This window comes from Thermogemmatispora carboxidivorans (genome assembly GCF_000702505.1).
GTDB classification, from domain to species: domain Bacteria; phylum Chloroflexota; class Ktedonobacteria; order Ktedonobacterales; family Ktedonobacteraceae; genus Thermogemmatispora; species Thermogemmatispora carboxidivorans.
The window spans coordinates 1,561,672-1,580,027 of record NZ_JNIM01000001.1 but is presented as its reverse complement, the minus strand read 5'-3'; the positions used below and the strand labels follow the sequence as shown (position 1 = coordinate 1,580,027).

12 protein-coding genes are annotated in these 18,356 nt (G+C 59.7%); 7 read left to right on the top strand and 5 right to left on the bottom strand.

Features of this window, described 5'->3' with window-relative positions:
- Positions 1 to 191 precede the first annotated feature (191 nt).
- From N688_RS06260 to N688_RS06240, 4 genes are all read left to right on the top strand, one after another.
- Positions 192 to 1,298, top strand: a complete 1,107-nt coding sequence (locus N688_RS06260; protein ID WP_052888479.1) for a Zn-dependent alcohol dehydrogenase — start codon at positions 192 to 194, stop codon at positions 1,296 to 1,298.
- Positions 1,299 to 1,773: 475 nt separating this feature from the next.
- Entirely contained in the window at positions 1,774 to 2,937 is a 1,164-nt protein-coding gene (locus tag N688_RS06250) for a thiolase family protein (RefSeq protein WP_052888477.1), read from the top strand.
- Between the two features lie 3 nt (positions 2,938 to 2,940).
- A complete protein-coding gene (locus N688_RS06245) occupies positions 2,941 to 4,041 on the top strand; it encodes an acyl-CoA dehydrogenase family protein (RefSeq protein WP_052888476.1) in 1,101 nt (366 codons plus the stop codon).
- A gap of 6 nt (positions 4,042 to 4,047) precedes the next feature.
- Positions 4,048 to 5,229: an acyl-CoA dehydrogenase family protein gene (locus N688_RS06240; RefSeq protein WP_052888475.1), complete on the top strand. Its 1,182-nt coding sequence runs from the start codon at positions 4,048 to 4,050 to the stop codon at positions 5,227 to 5,229.
- A 384-nt stretch (positions 5,230 to 5,613) separates the two neighbouring features.
- Here N688_RS06240 and N688_RS06235 read toward each other — a convergent pair whose 3' ends face one another.
- Both N688_RS06235 and N688_RS06225 read right to left on the bottom strand, forming a co-directional pair.
- Positions 5,614 to 5,826, bottom strand: a complete 213-nt coding sequence (locus N688_RS06235; RefSeq protein WP_052888474.1) for a hypothetical protein — start codon at positions 5,824 to 5,826, stop codon at positions 5,614 to 5,616.
- A 767-nt stretch (positions 5,827 to 6,593) separates the two neighbouring features.
- On the bottom strand, positions 6,594 to 6,974 hold the full coding sequence (locus tag N688_RS06225; protein WP_052888472.1) for a hypothetical protein: 381 nt from the start codon (positions 6,972 to 6,974) through the stop codon (positions 6,594 to 6,596).
- Between the two features lie 303 nt (positions 6,975 to 7,277).
- Between N688_RS06225 and N688_RS06220 the strand changes: the two genes are divergently transcribed.
- Complete coding sequence (locus N688_RS06220) at positions 7,278 to 7,952, top strand: ComF family protein (RefSeq protein WP_052888471.1); 675 nt, start codon at positions 7,278 to 7,280, stop codon at positions 7,950 to 7,952.
- Here N688_RS06220 and N688_RS06215 read toward each other — a convergent pair.
- On the bottom strand, positions 7,939 to 8,853 hold the full coding sequence (locus tag N688_RS06215; RefSeq protein WP_156025323.1) for a hypothetical protein: 915 nt from the start codon (positions 8,851 to 8,853) through the stop codon (positions 7,939 to 7,941). The two genes, N688_RS06220 and N688_RS06215, sit on opposite strands and share 14 nt — an antisense overlap.
- A gap of 697 nt (positions 8,854 to 9,550) precedes the next feature.
- Between N688_RS06215 and N688_RS06205 the strand changes: the two genes are divergently transcribed.
- The gene (locus N688_RS06205; protein ID WP_052888468.1) at positions 9,551 to 12,124 is read left to right on the top strand and encodes a glycoside hydrolase family 48 protein; all 2,574 of its coding nucleotides are present in this window, start codon (positions 9,551 to 9,553) and stop codon (positions 12,122 to 12,124) included.
- Positions 12,125 to 12,239: 115 nt separating this feature from the next.
- Positions 12,240 to 13,505 carry a hypothetical protein gene (locus N688_RS06200; protein ID WP_052888467.1) on the top strand — a complete coding sequence of 422 codons (1,266 nt, stop codon included), beginning with the start codon at positions 12,240 to 12,242 and terminating at the stop codon, positions 13,503 to 13,505.
- 382 nt (positions 13,506 to 13,887) lie between these two features.
- Here N688_RS06200 and N688_RS06195 read toward each other — a convergent pair whose 3' ends face one another.
- On the bottom strand, positions 13,888 to 16,389 hold the full coding sequence (locus tag N688_RS06195; RefSeq protein WP_052888466.1) for a glycoside hydrolase family 9 protein: 2,502 nt from the start codon (positions 16,387 to 16,389) through the stop codon (positions 13,888 to 13,890).
- Between the two features lie 344 nt (positions 16,390 to 16,733).
- On the bottom strand, positions 16,734 to 18,032 hold the full coding sequence (locus N688_RS06190) for a helix-turn-helix domain-containing protein (protein WP_052888465.1): 1,299 nt from the start codon (positions 18,030 to 18,032) through the stop codon (positions 16,734 to 16,736).
- Between the last annotated feature and the right edge of the window lie 324 nt (positions 18,033 to 18,356).

Below are 18,356 nucleotides of genomic sequence, written 5' to 3'. Positions count from 1 at the left end.
GATTTATCGCCGGGTTTGTTATGGGTAGACAAAGAGCGGCCATTTTATTGCACCAGAGCGACATTGTAGAACAAGCATCCTTTCCAGTATACTTATGGATGATCGTATTTGTCGCTGACTTGGGCAGCCAGTCCGGGCGCCGCGTCGGCCCGGGGCTCTCAGCGTACCCAAGAGAAGAGAGGACTTCAACGATGAAAACCAGAACCGCCGTCATCTACGAACCTGGTACACCCATCCGCGTTGAAGAGATCGAACTTGACCCACCCAAAGAGCAGGAAGTGCTTGTCCGTATGGTAGCTGCTGGCGTCTGCCATTCCGATTACCACGTGGTCAAAGGTGACCTGCCAGCCTACTTACCAATGGCACTTGGGCATGAAGGGGCCGGCATCATCGAGCAGGTTGGACCCGGTGTCAGTGACCTGAAGCCGGGCGACCACGTCCTCATGAGTTTCATTCCGGCCTGCGGCAGCTGTCCCTCCTGCGTCTCTGGCCATAGCAATCTCTGCGACAAAGGGGCGGGCACGCTGAATGGTCCTTTGCTGGACGGCACCTTCCGCATGCACGGCGAAAAAGGCGATATTGGCCAATTTTGCTATATTGGCAGTTTCAGCGAATACAGCGTCGTGCCTGCTATGTCGGTGGTCAAGATCGCTGACTACTATCCCCTGAGCCGGGCCGTGCTTGTGAGCTGCGGCGTTCCCACCGGCGTCGGCTCCGTCATCCATCGGGCCCGTGTCACGCCCGGCAGCACCGTTATGGTCATTGGCTGCGGCGGCATTGGTATGAACATCGTGCAGGGAGCGGCCATCGCCGGGGCACGCATGATCATCGCGGTCGATATCCACGACTTCAAGCTGGAGAAGGCCAAAGAGTTCGGCGCCACGCATACCATCAACCCCAACCAGGAAGATCCCGTCAATAAGGCCCTGGAACTGACCTGGGGCGTTGGCGTCGACTATGCCTTCGAAGCGATCGCCACACCGGAGACCATTGCCCAGGCTTTCAATGCTACCGCCAAGAATGGGACCGTAGTGGTGGCCGGCCTCTCGCCCTTCCTGGCACAGGCCATTCCCATCTCCCCGCTCAATCTGGTCCTTTACCAGAAAACTCTCATGGGTACCCTCTTCGGCGATTCGCAGCCGCGCAACGACATCCCTCTGCTGCTGCGTATGTATGAGAGCGGTAAGATCAAGCTCGATGAGCTGGTGACGCGAACCTACAAGCTGGACCAGATCAACGAGGCTTACGATGATCTGCTCGCTGGGCGGAACATCCGGGGCGTGATCGAGTTCAGCTAGCTCGCCTTTGCCCGTGGCCTCCTGATCCAGCCCAAGCCTCAGCTGTCAGATAGGCGATGCAGAGGCGCCTCTGCATCGCCTGCAGGAAGACGCTCACCTCGTACGTAGCTGGAAGAGAAGCCTGACTGATCCCGTCTTCCCCACAGCAGTGCGACGGAGGATCAGCGCCAGGCAGTAACACAGTCCAGTCAATGGACGTCTCCTTTTCATAGCAGTTCTCTTTTCCAGAAAGAGAGACCCAGCACCGCACTCACGCCTGGCTGTTCGCCTGTCTCGCCCCATTTAGTGGTTGGGTAGCTCATCCGAGCAGGGTTTGCTCTGTTGTTAGCTGGCTACTAGTAAAATTCCGCAGCGATCACGTACAATAACTCCAGTGGAGGCGTGATTGTCTGTCCCGACTGCCGCCGTCAGAGACGACTGCCCAGCGAGCGGGCAGCGGGCGAGAGACGAGGCAGCCAGCAAAGGAGCAAGGACCATGAAGCACCAGGAAGCTGTCATTGTTGCAGCGGTTCGTACCCCCATTGGTATTGGCAAGCCTGACAAAGGGAAGCTCACCGGCATCCGTCCCGACGAGCTGGCCGCTATGGCCCTGGCTGAGGTTGTACGCCGGGCCGGTATCGAGAAAGGGCTTGTCGAGGACGTGATCATGGGCTGTGTGACCCAGATCGGCGAGCAGGGCCTCAACATCGGGCGGGTCGCCCCCCTGATTGCAGATTTCCCCATTGAGACCTGTGGCGTCAGCGTGAATCGCATGTGTGGTTCCAGCGAGCAAGCTATCCACTTTGCGGCACAGGCCATTATCTCTGGCACCGTCGACGTCGCCATCGCTGCCGGCGTTGAAAGCATGAGCCGGGTTCCAATGGGTTCAGACAAGGCCGGCGCCAGTTTCAGCGAGAAGCTCATCGCGCGCTATCCGTTGGTGCCCCAGGGCATTTCTGCTGAGCTGGTAGCAGAGAAGTGGCACATTACGCGCGAAGAGGCCGACGCCTTCTCGTTAGAGAGCCACCGTCGCGCCGCCGCCGCAACAGCAGAAGGTCGCTTCAAGCCAGAGATTATGCCGATAGAGGTGACCCTGCCCGATGGTAGCCGCGAAGTCATGACCAGCGATCAGGGTATTCGCCCCAACACCTCGCTAGAGCAGCTCGCTGCTCTCAAGACGGTCTTCAGGCCCGATGGTATTATCACTGCGGGCAACTCCAGCCAGATCAGCGATGGCGCCGCCGCTGTCCTCTTGATGTCTGACAGCAAGGCTCAGGAGCTGGGCCTCAAGCCCCTGGCGCGCATTGTGGCTATGGCCACAGCCGGCGTTGATCCTGTGCTGATGCTCAGCGGCCCCATCCCCGCCACGCAGAAGGTCCTCAAGAAGGCTGGCCTTCGTCTGGCCGATATTGATCTCGTGGAAATCAACGAGGCTTTCGCTTCCGTCCCCCTGGCCTGGGCCCGCGAGCTTGATCCTGATATGAGCCGCGTCAATGTCAACGGCGGAGCTATCGCCCTGGGTCATCCCCTGGGCGCCAGCGGCGCTCGATTGATGACAACGCTCGTTCATGAGCTGCAGCGTCGCGGCGGACGCTACGGCCTGCAGACCATGTGCATCGGCCACGGCATGGCCACAGCCACGATCATCGAAAGGATCTAGCCTATGCTCGATTTTGCCCCAACTGAAGAGCAGGAGGAGATTCGCAAGCTCGCCCAGAGCATCGCCCTTGATCATCTGCGGCCCCATGCCCGCAAGGCCGAGGCTGAACGTGACAGCTCCACTGAGCTGCGGCTGACTCTGGCCCAAACCGGCCTGACGACTCCTTTCCCCGAGGAATATGGCGGCTCCGGTCCCCTGGAAGCCGTGACCTACACTCTGATCGCAGAGGAGCTGGCTTACGGCGACCCGGGGCTGGCGCTCAACATCATCGGCTCCCTGATGGGGCCGCTCACAGTCTGGCTGGCCGGCAGCCGCGAGCAACAGGAGCGCTATCTGCCACCCTTCGGCGATCCTACTAGCGGCTACTTGCAGCGCGGCAGCCTGGCCTTCGCCGAGCGAAGTGGCTCCTACACCCTGGCCGATGTTCACCTGCAAGCTCGCCGCACCGGCGAGGGCTACCTGCTTAACGGCACCAAACGCGATGTTGTGCATGGTCAGCGCGCCGACCTGCGCGTGGTCCTGGCACGCCTGGCAGAGAGCGAGAGCGCTGAGGGCCAGCTCTGCGCCTTCGTGCTGCACGGCGTTCAGGAGGGACTGAGCATTCAGGACGAGGAGGAGAAGCTCGGGCTGCAGGCCGCTCCCAGTGCTACCTATCACTTCCACCAGGCTCAGCTGCCAGCCGAGGCCCTGCTCGGTGAGGCCGGCAGCAGCGGGGCCGTGCGCGCCGCTACCCTCTATCAGATCCTGCGCGCCGCCATCGCCTGCGGCACCGCGCGCGCCGCCTTCGAATATTGCTCAGCCTACGCCCGCGAACGCATCGCCTTCGGACGCCCGATCGTCTCCTACCAGGGCATCGCCTTTATCATCGCCGAAATGGCGATGAAGCTCGATGCTGCTCGCCTGCTTACCTGGCGTGCCGCCTGCTCCTGGGACCGCGGGGAAGCCGATGAGACGCTGATCTACGAAGCAGAGAGCGCGCAACACCAGGCTGTCAAAATGGCTCAGGCGGCCACAACGGATGCGATTCAGGTTATGGGTGGCGCCGGCTTTATGCAGGATCACCCTGCCGAAATGTGGATGCGTGATGCAGCCGCGATGGAGTGACGTCCCATGATCGATTTTACTCTGAGCAAAGCGCAACAGGCGGCCCGCGACTACGCCCACCAGGTGGCCCTGGAGGAGATGCGCCCGATCTCGCTGGAATGCGACCGCACCGAAGAGATTCCTGAGTCGTTTTTCTGGAACATGCAGCGCCGTTACTGGGGCGGCGCTGCCGCTCAAGCACGGGCTTACGGCCAGGATGAAGGTGTCAGGCAGGAGAACCTGCTGAGTGTCATTTCACAAGAAGAAATGGCCTGGGGTGATGCGGCTCTGGCAACGGCTATTCCCGGGCCAGGGCTGGCGGCTCCGCCGATTCTATCGCAGGGTACTCCCGAGCAGCAGGCGCGCTTCCTGAGCATCTACATGGATGGCCAGCTCCACTGGGGTGCCCTGGCCCTGACCGAGCCGGGCATCGGCTCCGATGTAGCTGGTATGTCGACCACCGCCGTGCTCGACGGCGATGAGTGGGTCATTAACGGCCACAAGCACTATATCACTAACGGGGCCCGCGCTGACTTGATCGTGACCTTCGCTACGATCGATAAGCGCCTGGGACGCGAGGGCATCCGTCCTTTCGTGGTTCCCAAAGGTACGCCGGGCCTGATCGTGGGCCGCATTGAGAAGAAGATGGGTCTGCGTGCCTCCCAGACGGCAGAACTCATTTTTGACAACTGCCGCATTCCCAAGGAGAACTTGCTCGCGGGACGCGGCGAGAAGAAAGCAGGCTTCAAAGCCGCAATGGGCACACTCGACGCCACCAGGCCAATGGTAGGCTCTCTGGCGGTGGGCATCGCTCGCGCGGCTTACGAGGCCGCTTGCGAGTGGCTACGCGAGGAGCTGCCCGCCGGCTATCCCCCACAGAAACGACGCGCCTGGGAGGAAGAGCTGAAGGAGCTGGGCCAGGAGATCGAGATGGCCCGTTTCCTGGTCTGGCGCGCCGCCTGGATGGCCGATCGCCGTATCCCTAACTCGAAAGAGGCCTCGATGAGCAAGGCATACGCTGGCGCTTTGGTGATGAAGGCCACAGCTACCGCGGTGCGCATCACTGCCCCTGGCGAGGAAAGCGAGCGGAAATTGCTGATCCAGAAGTGGTTCCGCGACGCTAAGGTCTTCGACATCTTCGAGGGTACCGCCCAGATTCAGCGCCTGGTCATCGCCCGGCGCCTCTTCCCTACCATCGATATTCCTTAAATGAAGCGATAAGCAGCAGGAAGGCAGCGACGAGGGGAAGCAAGGCGGGCCAGAACCGTCAACGGGCTGTCAGCCGTTTTTGCCCGCCCCTCTCGTCGTAGCCCGGCTCCAGAGGTCAGCCAGCCATAGGCAAAAAGACGGCACTGTCGGAAGCCCTCGATCCTGAGCAATCCGACTCTCCGTCCTGGCCCGCAGTCAGCCTGACAGGCAAGACTGCAACCAACAAGAGCGGCCTTTGAGACCCCCTGTCAGAAGTCGTTGACCGCTCCTGTGTGCTCATTGGCACCTTCTTGCTCCCCTACCCTGTCCAGGACCAGTCGGCCAGCGTTAGCTTTGCAGCGTTGGTCGGGTCGAGGTCCTCCGACATGTGCCGTCTTTTTGACCTTAGCGCGTGGCTCCTTCCCCGTCGAACGACACTTCTTCGCCCGACGGGTCAAGCATTTCGTCCTCCAGCTGCTCGTCAAGCCACTCGTCCAGGTCGCGATAGTCGCGTTTGACAAGGCGACGCCGCCCGTCAAATTCGCGCTCACGCTCCCGCTTGAATTTAAAGCGGGAGCGCTTCATGTCGACACGCTTGTCACGCAGCTTTCCTCGCACGCTCTCACCTCCTCTCTACACGGGATTGGCACAAATTGAACCAGACACCACCGGACAGAGGTCTTAGCGTGCCATTTTTGCAACGCGCAAGCCTCTCCGTCAGCGTAAGCCGCTCCATCTTGTGTACAGAGTACATCTCAGGTCAGAACAAAGAGCCAAGCTGGTAAGGATAGGAGCAGAGGAATCGTGCAGCATGGTGAATGCCAGGCCCATACCGTCCTCACATCATCAGAGCAGCGAACCCTTCCCTTCCTGGAGGAGAACTGAAGACACAACGGGAGGAAGCAGAGAGGAAGCCATCTGCCGGCACTGCATTGCCCGGCCTGTCAGGCTCTGTCGTCGATAGGAGGGAACCTTCATCATTGTCGCACCCTCACGAGGGTTGTCCTCCGTAGAGTAGACCTCCTCGTAGGCGTTACTCCTGTGCATGGTTCCTGCAATGGACTGAGAAATAAGCATAAAAGTCTGAGAATGAGTGTACCTGCAGGACCACTAAAAGTCAAGAGCCTCTTCGCCGTTTTCGCCCTTTCATCCTGGCGCTTCGACCTCCTTCTGGCTCTCTGCTGCAGCCAGTGACCAGGGCAGCCAGTGAGCGATAGCCGACAAGCCAACCAGGCCAACACCCAAGAGGCAAACCGCGTCACCCAGCCAGCACGCGGTGGGAGGGAAGGCCAGTAGCACCATCCAGGCGGGAACACACAGGCTCCGTTTGCTTCTGTGAGCAGCGTGAAAGAGAGCGTGCTCCCGCCCTTCTGCCTCAGTTTGGTTCAGGAGCGTCGATAGTTCCAGCTATCGCTCAGGAAGATCTTCAGCAGTCCTCGGGCGATCAAGGCTGCAATCACTACCTCGATCACAATCATTGTGATCCACAACCAGGCCAGAGGAATCCCCTGGTGAGTTGCCGCGGACCCCGTATTGAAAGAAGTCGTCACCAGTAGAGTGATTAAGAGCACTAGAGGCACCAAGAAAAGGGCCACCGAAGCCAGAATGACGAAGGCCGGAATGGCAATGCGCCACCAGCCAGAATCTCGCAGACTCTCAGTTTTCGCCGTGCCAAAGGCGTGGCGCTCTTCCGTCGGCTGCCCCGCCGTCCCCGCAGGCTGAGCTCCGGCGCCTGTGGTGGCAGCCTGCTGTTCCTGTGCGCTCATCGAGAAAACCCCTCTTTCCATAAGGCGTGATGATGGCTGGTTTCAGTATACCATATCGCAGCACCAGCGCCGCATTATACCGCCCGTCTCTTGCACAATCCAGACAGAGAGCATATCCTCCTTCCCGTGGGCCACATAGCCGGCGCCCGGTAGCCCACCGTCGACAGTTTCAGTCGCTGGCGTCATGCCTGGGACCTGGCCGACCCCCCTATGATCATGATGGGCCAGATTAGCTTCCTTTGGTTTAGAAAGGAGAGATTTGCCCTGAGAAGAAGACCTGACTTTACCCGCTGGACAGAGTGCTTGCTCGATCTACTCTTTCCACCGCGCTGCGCCGGCTGTGCCAGCAGTGGCAGCCTTCTCTGCCCTGTTTGTCTGGGGGCGATCGCTCGTCTCCAAGAGCAGCGCTGCTCGCGCTGTGCCCTGCCAAGTCACGGCCCCACCTGCCGGCGTTGCCGGTTCTCTGGCTCCAGCCTGTTCGCCCTCCAGGCCGTTGCCCTTTACGAGGAACCGCTGCGCTCCTGCATCCACCGCCTGAAATATCAGGGCCACACTCGACTGGCCCAGCCTCTAGGAAACATGCTGGCCTCGTGCTACCGTCGCTATCACCTGCGGGCCGACTTCGTGGTGGCTGTCCCGTTGCACCCTGAGCGCGAGCGCCAGCGTGGCTACAATCACGCCCGCCTTCTGGCAGACGTTTGCGCGCACGAGCTGGGGCTTCCTTGCGCTCATTCCTTGCTACAGCGTGTACGTGTCACTGCTGCTCAGGCTGGCCTCTCTATCAGCGAACGCCAGCAGAACGTGATTGGCGCCTTCTACTGTCAACCTCAAGGGAGAGATCTCTCGCTGCCAGGGAGCACCGTCCTGTTGATCGACGATGTCTGCACGACAGGGGCAACGCTGGAGGCCTGCGCTACGGCCCTTCTTCAGAGAGGAGCGGCCACGGTCCAGGCCCTTGTCCTGGCTATCCCTGGTTAGGCTGGCCAGGAATGGCAACTACGATGGCCCCCGGGTTCTCGACGCCCGTTGGTCCGACGGAGAAGATCGCATAGGCGATGCCTTTCATCGAATGAAGATTCTGACGCGCGAGCGCGGAGCTATCAGTGTAGGAGGTCCCTTTCACGGTAGCTAACAGGCGGAACTGCTGGTCGACATCTGAAATCTGCCGATAGACCTCGTAGGTCACCGCATGCTGACCAACCTGCCAGGTCAGGACAATCGCCCCATTCGCGTCCAAATGATAGCTACCGTTTCTGGGAGCAGCCGGAATCTCTGTCGGCGCAATCCATCTGATGCGCGTGGCAAAGGCGACAACGACATCGCTGGCATCAGCGTTGATGAAAGCCGAGGGGTTATAGTACTGCTCGTAGTGTACGGTTAATTGCCCTTTGAGCAAGGTCCCCTCAAAGGCAATGGAGACTGTGCCGGCCTGCGAGTCAACGCTTTGACTATAGGTGATCTGCACTCCCCCATTGGCCGCTACCCCAAGATGGGCACTCACGGGCGAGACCCCAGGGCTGTAGACCTTCATCGTGCTGTTACTGTCAACGACAAAGAGGAGATGACGCAGCTCTTCGGTGATCTCATTGCGAATGGTCTGTTCATCAAGAGGTGTGACATTAGTGTCGCTGATAACGACTCCTCGCGCAAGAGTAAACTGCAGAGGAAGGAGAAGCACAAAGTTGCCCGGCACGTGCAAATCAGCACTATCCCAGGCCGGAGCCGGGGGCGCCGTGGTGTCAACGCTGGCACTGGCCGTGCCGGTGACCGTTGCAACTGCGGCGCTGGTGGCCTCCTGGGTGGCTGTCGTACCCGCCTGCCCGGGAATAGTGCCACAGGCTGCCGTTATGAGAAGACAGCCAAGAGCTACGACTGTCATCACAAGCCTGAGTGCTCGCCAGCAAGGCGATTGGAAAAAGATCATCTGTCGCTCATGTAATGATTGATCGTATACCTGATCTATTCACTATCTGCTCTGCTAGAGCAGGCGGGAGGAGACGGCCATTTGACTAACGAACGGCCCAGGAACAAAGAGTACTATACCTGAGAGGCAGCCCCCTGGCCAGAGCAGGTACTAGACAGCTACTAAGCAGACCTGAACAGAGGATGACGATCCCTTCTTCATTCGTCCTCATACACAGCTTCAGCTTCTCGCGCGGACCCTGCGCTTACTATCTGCTCACAGGCTGCCTAGTAGCTGCCGTTGTTCCCGCCGACCCACCCCCCTACAATAGGGGTACTACAGGTTCATCTTCGAGTCGTTTGCCTTTTTTTCAGCAGTGTCTTCGTAACCGGTCACGTAAGCGGTTGCGCAAAGGCGAGCAGGAGCAGGCAAACGAGGCGAATGAGCAGAGAGAGCTTTTATATCCTCAAAAGTCGTACAAAAGAGCAAAAACAAAAGGAGGTGAGAGTCAGCAGGTATGCTGCTCGGAGCTTTTCCGAAGGGGACGGCCCTGCCCTTGTCCCGGAGAACGAGCAGAAGGCAGCGATGCACGCCGTATCTTGCCAGCAAGAAGGGCAGCAAGGAGACCTGCCATTGAAGATTTCCGACGCAGTCTGATAGCAAGGAGGTTAGTGTGAATCGAAAAAGGATTTTGCGCACCGCGTCGCTGGCGCTGGTGATGCTCGCCCTGCTAGCTGGAGGAGTCCTTGGTCTGCAGCAGCTAGCAGTCACGCGGGCAGCCAACCAGAGTGCCAGTGCTGCCCAAGCCACATCGGTCTACACGCAACGCTTTCTGACGCTCTATAACGAGATTAAGAACCCGGCGAACGGCTACTTTAGCTCTCAGGGTATTCCCTACCATTCGGTAGAGACGCTGATCGTCGAGGCTCCTGACTATGGGCACGAGACAACTTCCGAGACCTTCAGTTTCTGGATCTGGCTGGAGGCGACCTACGGCGAGGTGACAGGCAACTGGCAGCCTTTCATCAACGCCTGGCAGACTATGGATACCTACATGATTCCTGCGCATGCTGACCAGCCGACCAACAGCGGCTACAACCCCAGCAGCCCGGCCCAGTATGCGCCGGAGTCCCCCAATATCACCGACTATCCGACCCAGCTCGATTCGAGCGTACCAGTTGGACAAGATCCCCTTTTCAATGAACTGCAGCAGACCTACGGCACGCCTGATATCTACGGCATGCCCTGGCTCCTCGACACCGACAACTGGTATGGCTACGGTCATTGTGGTGATGGCACAACCAAGCCTTCTTTCATCAACTCCTACCAGCGCGGCTCATCGGAGTCGGTCTGGAAGACGGTTGTGCATCCCGAGTGCGAGACCTTCACCTGGGGAAGGAACGACGGCACCGGCTTCCTGAGCCTCTTCAATAAGCCTTCCTCTGGTGGCAGCTATCAGCAGCAGTGGCGCTACACTGACGCTCCTGACGCTGATGCACGCACCGTTCAGGCTGCCTACTGGGCCTATACCTGGGCCAGCGCTCAAGGCCAGGCCAGCGCGATCTCTGCGCAGATCGCCGAGGCCGCCAAGATGGGTGACTATCTGCGCTATAGCCTGTTCGATAAGTACTTTAAGACGATGGGCTGTCAGAGCCCGAGTTGTCCGGCAGGTACTGGCAAGAACAGCGCCACTTATCTGCTGGGCTGGTACTATGCCTGGGGCGGCGCCCTGCCTTCTGCAGGTAACTGGGCCTGGCGCATCGGCTCCAGCTCTGCCCACCAGGGCTATCAGAACCCTCTGGCCGCCTGGGCTTTAAGCAACGTGCCCGCACTCGAGCCGAAGTCGCCGACCGCGCCGAGCGACTGGGCGACGAGCCTGCAGCGTCAGCTGCAATTCTACCAGTGGCTCCAGTCCGCCGAAGGCGCTATCGCTGGTGGAGCCACGAATAGCTGGGACGGCCACTACGGGACCCCACCAGCCGGTGACCCAACTTTCTACGGCATGGCCTACGACTGGGAGCCAGTCTATCATGATCCTCCCAGCAATAACTGGTTCGGCTTCCAGGCCTGGTCGATGGAGCGCGTGGCTGAGTACTACTATGTGACCGGCAATGCGACCGCCAAGTCGATCCTCGATAAGTGGGTTGCCTGGGCCAAGTCGGTGACAACCGTCAACTCGAACGGGACGTACTCGATCCCCTCAACCCTCAACTGGAGCGGCCAGCCCTCACAAAACTGGACGGCGAACTCGACGCCTGTGACCAATACCAATCTACATGTGACGGTGGTCGATAGGACCACGGACGTGGGCGTGACCGCAGCGCTGGCCAAGACCCTGCTCTTCTATGCCGCGAAGTCGGGCGATACCTCTTCGCGCACCTTGGCGCAGACGTTGCTCGACGATATGTGGACCAACTACTCGGATAGCATTGGCGTCTCCAATCCCGAGACTCGCACCGACTATAACCAGTTCAATGACTCGGTGTCTATCCCTTCGGGCTGGACCGGAAAGAACGCCCAGGGCGCAACGCTGAACTCGTCGACGACTTTCCTGACCGAGCGCCCGAAGTATACTCAAGATCCGAACTGGTCTAAGGTGCAGGCTTACCTGAACGGTGGCGCGGCTCCCACGTTCAACTACCACCGCTTCTGGGCACAGGCCGATATCGCGATGGCAATGGCCGATGTCGATATCCTCTTCCCACCCTCGTCATCCGGGACGCCAACCCCCACAGCAACGGCCACCAGCACGCCGGGTGTGACGCCAACAGCAACCTCTACCCCACGGCCTACCGTGACGCCGACGGCAACGGCGACCAGCGCGCCAACACCTACCCCAACGCCGCGGCCCACTGTCACACCAACCCCGACGCCGAGTCCCACGCCCAGCCCTACACCTAGCCCGACGCCTACACCGGGCCTGAGTTGCCGGGTGCAGTACGTGGTCACAAGCCAGTGGCCAGGAGGCTTTGGGGCGGTGATCAATATCACGAATACGGGGACGACGACGATCAACGGCTGGACGTTGAAGTTTACGTTCCCGAATGGGCAGACGGTGGCCCAGGGGTGGAACGGGAGCTTTAGTCAGTCGGGCAGCACAGTGACGGTGACGAACCTGTCCTACAACGGGACGATTCCGCCGGGGACGACGCTGAGCAATGCGCCAGGCTTCAACGGGACATGGACGGGGACGAACTCGCCGCCGACCACCTTTACGCTCAATGGCGTGACCTGTAGCACCAGCTGAGCCACGGCTGCATGCGTCTGCTTGAGGCAAGGACCAGTGAAGGCGGCGGAGCACTCCGCCGCCTTCATCCATTTTTTAAGGTCAACAATTCATCACAACAAGAGGAGTTCAGCCCATGTTGGGAGAACAACACACACCGCCTTACACACCCTATGAATCGCCAACCCCTTCCCCTCTGCCAGATATCAGGCCACCCACCGAGAGAAAGGAGGAGCCACCACGCGGCCTACCAGGCCGTGTCAAGCTTCTCACCATCTTGTTTTTGATTGTCTGCCTTCTCGCCGGCGGCGCCTTCTTTCTGCTGCAGATCTGGCATGGATCGAGTCCCGCATCTGGCGGGCAAAATCTAGCCCAAGCGCCGGCTAAGCCGTGGTGCGCCTCACCACAAGGGCTGTCCGCCAACTTTACAGGCTTTGGCATCACAGGTCTCTCCTCTCATGACGTCTGGAGCATCGGCGCCGGCATTATGCACTGGGATGGCAGCAAGTGGAGCGTGTCTTTCCGACCGCTCTCGGCCCAGCTTGTGTTACGCAACATTGTCGAGATCACGCCAGATAATATTTGGGCCGTGGGCGAACAGCTGACGAACGGTTTTGCTTCCCACCCCTTTACGGTCCACTACGATGGCAAGAACTGGAGCGTCCTCACCGCCCCCGATGGTGCTCCCGGCGGCAAGAATACCCTGGTAGCTGTCTCGGGAACCGCCAGCGATAACGTTTGGGCTGTGGGTTTCCAGGTGCCTACCCGGGGACCACTTAGCTCGCTGATCGAGCACTGGGATGGCAAACGCTGGACCATTGTTAAGCATCCCGAGCCAGTCAATGGCCTTCAGTTTACGAGTGTCAAGGCTCTGGCGAGTAACGATGTCTGGGCTGTAGGCTATGGTAGCGTGCTCCGCAGCGGCAAGAGCGTGAATCAGCCAGTGATCGAGCGCTGGAACGGCCAGGGCTGGAATCCGGTGGCGAGCCCTGATCTGACTCCTTCCGGAGGCGGCACGCTCTACGCAATCGATGGGAGCAGCAGTAGCAATCTGTGGGCCGTGGGCAGCGCCAGCAACCGCTTGCTGAGCGAGCACTGGGATGGCCAGAGCTGGAAGATTATTGATACCCCAGCCGTGCCCCCTGACAACAGCAACTGGCTCGCCAGCGTGGCCGTCAGCAGCTCCGGCAGCGTCTGGGTGGTCGGGCGCGTTCGTGATGGCAGCAACGCCTTCCAGCCTTTCATTGGTCACTGGGATGGTCATCAGTGGCAAATGCTTCAGGATACGGCGGACAACGCCGGTGAACTTGACCAGATTGCCCAGATCGATGGACAGTTCTGGATTGTAGGCATTCCCCGCAGTAGCGGCGGTCATGCCTTCATCCACGTGCTCTGTCCCTGACTAACCAGCCTTCTGATCCTCCACTGGCTCCAACAGCCGGCTGGCCTGGACAGAGACAACAAAAGAACAGCCGAGAGGAGGCTGTAGAGGGCAGCAGATCAACCCATCCCCCACCTGCCAAAGGAAGAGGAGCCTGTAAACGGGGTGAACAAAAGGAAGGGGAAGAGAGCCAAAGGCTTACTCTTCCCCTTCCTCGCAGCTAGAGGCGACGGGATAGAAGAGAGGAGGTTTATCTGCCCTCGTCCTCATCATTCGCTAAAGGTAGCGCTCACTCGATCAGTCTCCAGACCGCCTGAGCGGCTTTGTACCCTCCAGCGGCGCCTCTCTTCTCTTCCTCACAGACAGCAACAGCAGACAAGGCAGAAGCAACCAACACGCTCAGTCAGGAGGTGCTGCAGGTCACACCGTTGAGCGTAAAGGTGGTCGGCGGCGAGTTCGTCCCCGTCCATGTCCCGTTGAAGCCTGGCGCATTGCTCAGCGTCGTCCCCGGCGGAATCGTCCCGTTGTAGGACAGGTTCGTCACCGTCACTGTGCTGCCCGACTGGCTAAAGCTCCCGTTCCACCCCTGGGCCACCGTCTGCCCATTCGGGAACGTAAACTTCAACGTCCAGCCGTTGATCGTCGTCGTCCCCGTATTCGTGATATTGATCACCACCCCAAAGCCTCCTGGCCACTGGCCCGTGACCACGTACTGCACCCGACAGCTGGCACCAGCCGCCGGCGTAGGCGTCGGGCTGGGCGTCGCGCCAGGCGTGGGACTCGGCGTCGGGCTGGGTCCTACCGTAGGCTGAGGGGTTGGACTGGGTGTTGGCGTTGGATTCGGTGTGCTGGTCGCCGTCGCCGTCGGTGTGACAGTGGGTGTCACCGTCGCTGTGGCCGTGGGTACGGGCGTCGGCGTTGGTGCAGCCCCATTAGGCTGCGTCCCCCAGACCTGCGTATTCCCATCAAAGACCACAATGTTGGTCACCTTCACCGGCGTCGCCCCGGCAGGCGTTGCCACGCCTTGATATGACCAGTCATTGGTCGGGTCCCAGGCTCCAGAGCTGGTAATGCGGAACTGGACCTGCTTCTGATAGTTACTCTGCCCACCTGGATAGATCAACACGCCAGCACAGCTCACCGTCACATAGTAAATGTTGCCCGAGTACTGCGTCGGCCCCGAGAGCTGGTTACCGCACTCGGTGTAGTTCATGTTCAGCGTGAGCATGCTCGGCGTCACGCCCGGCTCCAGCGTAAAGTAGTAGCGCAATGAGAGGTTACTGGTCACCCGCGCCGGCCAGCCAGTCTTGTTAATGAAAATGGCCTTGATCTCGGTAAAGTTGCTACCCGAAGCGTTGACCGCCGCTGTCACATAGATCTCGTCATCATCCTTGGGCTTATCAGGGAAGGAAGAAACCGGACTGCCCCCATACTCCTGATAGAGGCGGGCCAGCGCTCCCACTAGCGCGGCATTGTAGTCATCGGCAGGCTCATTGGTCTGATAGTTCTGGCGATTGTCGCTGAACTGATCATCCGCCGAGCTGGGGCCTCCTACCAGCGCCCCATAGAGGATATGGCGCTCGTAGGTCGGATTGTTAATATCGTTCGTCCACGAATCGTGCGCCTCGCGATGGTGAGGCGTTTGAGGATAGCAGGAACCGAATCCTACGATGTAGCTACAATTGCGTGGATTAGCGCCCAGAATGTAGTTAATCTGCTGGACAGCGAAATCGTGATAGCGCGCATAGAGCGGATTGCTGGAGCCAAGATAGTCGGCATAGACCAGGGCCAGGAAGGCCGTATTGGCCGCATAGCGGAGCGAGCCCCAGCTATCGAGGAAAGCCTCGCCACCCGGCGAGTAAGTCACCCGCGAGCCGTTTACGCCGACTGTCCACCAGTCCAGAAAGCGCTGAGCATCGTCCTTATACTGCTGCTGGCCTGTGATTTCAGCCATCAGGACATAGCAGCCATAGGAGACATCATCCCAGCCGATCGTCCACCGATAGGAATGGACGGTAGTCTGCGACTGGTAGCTGAGGTTATTGTAGTAGTTCTCGGCCTTGGTGAGATAGCTGCTATCGTTGGTAGCCAGATAGAGCCAGATGGCCCCCCAGACCAGCTCGTCGTTATAGCCACTATACGAGGTATAGTAGCCGCTGGCGGCGGTAATACAGGCATCGTACTTACCGCGGTAGGTATCGGCAAAGGTGTAGAGCTGCTTGGCATGAGTCAGCAGCGTGCTGGCATAGGAGGGATCGGTCGGCTGGAAAACGATCGAAGCGGCAGCCATCGCAGCAGCGGTTTCGCCCGCCAGATCGGAACCAGGACAGCTCGGATCGATCTTGTAGGCGGGGCGGGCCATTTGCATGACCTCAGCCGGTCCCCAGAAGGCATGGTCGGCGCTGGGATCGCCCACCTGCCCATAGAGCACATTAGGAGAAGGATGAGCCTTGATAAAGTAGTCCGTGGCCCAGCGAATATTGTTGAGGATGTAAGGGAGCTGCCCATCCTGGACGAAGGCATTGCGGTACTGAATGACGCCCCAGGAGAGCATTGCCACCGTGTAAGCCATCGGCAGGCCGAACTTGACGTGGTCGCCGGCGTCATACCAGCCACCGGTCAGATCGAGGCCGACATCAGCACCATCTTTGGTAGCCGAATCGCCGATCCAGGGCACACGGTTCCAGGATGGCTTGGGACCAGAAGATTGCTCTTCATAAAAGTAAATGGCTTTCTGCAACGCCTCGCCATAGTTAAAGGCCGGCGCCGCGCGCACTGAGGTGGGACGATGGAAAGGGCCGATCAGACAGGTCGTCAAGAGAAGCAAGACCCCCAGCATGACCAGCACCGCCGCTGAGAGCGTGAGCCTGCTCCTGAACGGTACCCCCAGGTGGAAGATGTTCATGGGGCCTCCAATTCCTTTCCTCAAAACACGCACTGTAGCCCTCCCTCCCTTCCTGTTCTCAAGCCAGCGGGGAAGCAGAATCCCTCTTCGGGCTGGTGGAAACATACTCTATCCCACTTGCGCACCCCCCACAAGAACACCCGCTAGACAGTCACTAGGCACCTGACGGGCAGCGGAGAGCGAGAGCCACCCCAGCCGCCTCGCACTCCGCCGCGCTCACCAAGGCGCCTGGGCAGTCTCCTTTGCTCAACTGAAGCAGAGTGGTCGGGCTGGCCGCCAGAAGCCAGCCAGCGCGCGAGGTTCAGGGACAGAAACCAGGCGCGCGAACGAGCAGTCTCAGCTGGCTAGTCCTGCCAGAGCACAATCTGGGTGTAGGTGGTGCCCGAAGATGGGACCATGAAGGTAAAGGAGAGATGGCCCTGCTGACCAGGGTTGCTCACAATGTAGGTGATGACCTCAAACGGCTGCCCCGGGGTACAGCTCCCACCAGGAGGATTGAAACGCACAGGGAGATCTCGACTGCTGGCTTGCCAGGAGAGCTTACCAGCCTGGCCAGTGAAAGGCCACAGCGTTACCGTGCAACGATAGCCAAGAGCCTCAAGAACACAGTCGCGAGGCGTCAGCCTATCCGGGGTGACCGTAATCATGAGGGCCGCAGTGGCCGCAACGGCGGTCGGCGAGGCCTGGACCAGAGCCGTAGGGGAGGAAGTGGGCTGCGGGGACTGAGCTGTCTTTGCAGAGGGAGCCGCCGTCGCAGTTGGAGTAGAAAGCGTTGCCGTATTCACCGGCGAGGCAGATGCGGGGACCGTGGCAATAGTGCGGGCATCCTGCCCTGAGTCAGCAAGGCGAGGTGAGGAAAAAACAGCAGGCTGGAGCTGGCCTAACGAGAGCCCACAGAGGACTACCGCAGCTACCATCATCAGCACCAGGAGAAAACCTAGACTCCTACCATAGCCAAAGCGCCGAATAGCCCCGACTGGCTTCTCACTGGCTCCAGACCCGGCCCCGGGGACTGAGACGGCAGACGCTGGCTGCTGGTGCGACTGCGGCCCCCCAGGATCGGCCATCGCACCAGCCGAGGAAGACGGGGGCGGCGACGAGGAGGTGAGCAGTCCATGCTGCCTCAACCATTCACGCAGAACGGCAGCGTTCATGTGCCCAACTTGCTCGAAGGCAGTCAGACTGGCTTCCCCCGAACGCTGGGCCTGCGCCCGTTGACCTTGCAATACCCGTACATAGGCCTCCTCCCAGAGGAGATGCGCCTGCACATCATGGACCGCACTCTGCAAAATATAGGCAAAGGTGTCCGTGCGTTGCTGCCATGATGGCGCCTGGGGCGGCACTACTCCCCAGGGAAGCGTATGGCCGTTCTCCCCTACTTCCGTCCCGACCATCGCCGGCGCCATTGCCGTTACTCCCCCCTCCCCAGACTGCTCCTTGCCACTGTCTAGCAGCCCTAGCTCCTCGGCATTCTTGCCAAAGAGCTGACAGAGCTTCTCGCGAAAGTAGGGGGTCGGGGAAAATAATCCTCGCTCCCAACGGCTCACTGTGGTGGCATCGGTACCAATCTGCTCCGCAACTTTGGCCTGGGACCAACCTCGTAGTTCGCGTGCCTGCCTAAGGCGACGATTTGGGGTCGGCATGCGTGTCTCCTCCAAAGACCTCGCAGCATTGGCTGATCTGCTGAGAGCATCCTGCTCTGCAGTCCTGTGACGGCCTTTGCTTGCTAATCGCAACCTCACAGCATCCCGTTGCTCTCGACATTGCTCACTCTCTCGATTGTACACTCCCAACCCACCCCTCCGCCGTACAATGAGAGATGCTTCCTAACAATGCCAATCGCAACAGTTTCATTCGTTATGTAACCGATTACGGAACCGTTTACGATTGCTATTGTAGCATTACCGCCCGCCAGTAGCAACCTCTAGTCGCGCCAATGAATCCCAATTGTATATTCATACATTTCA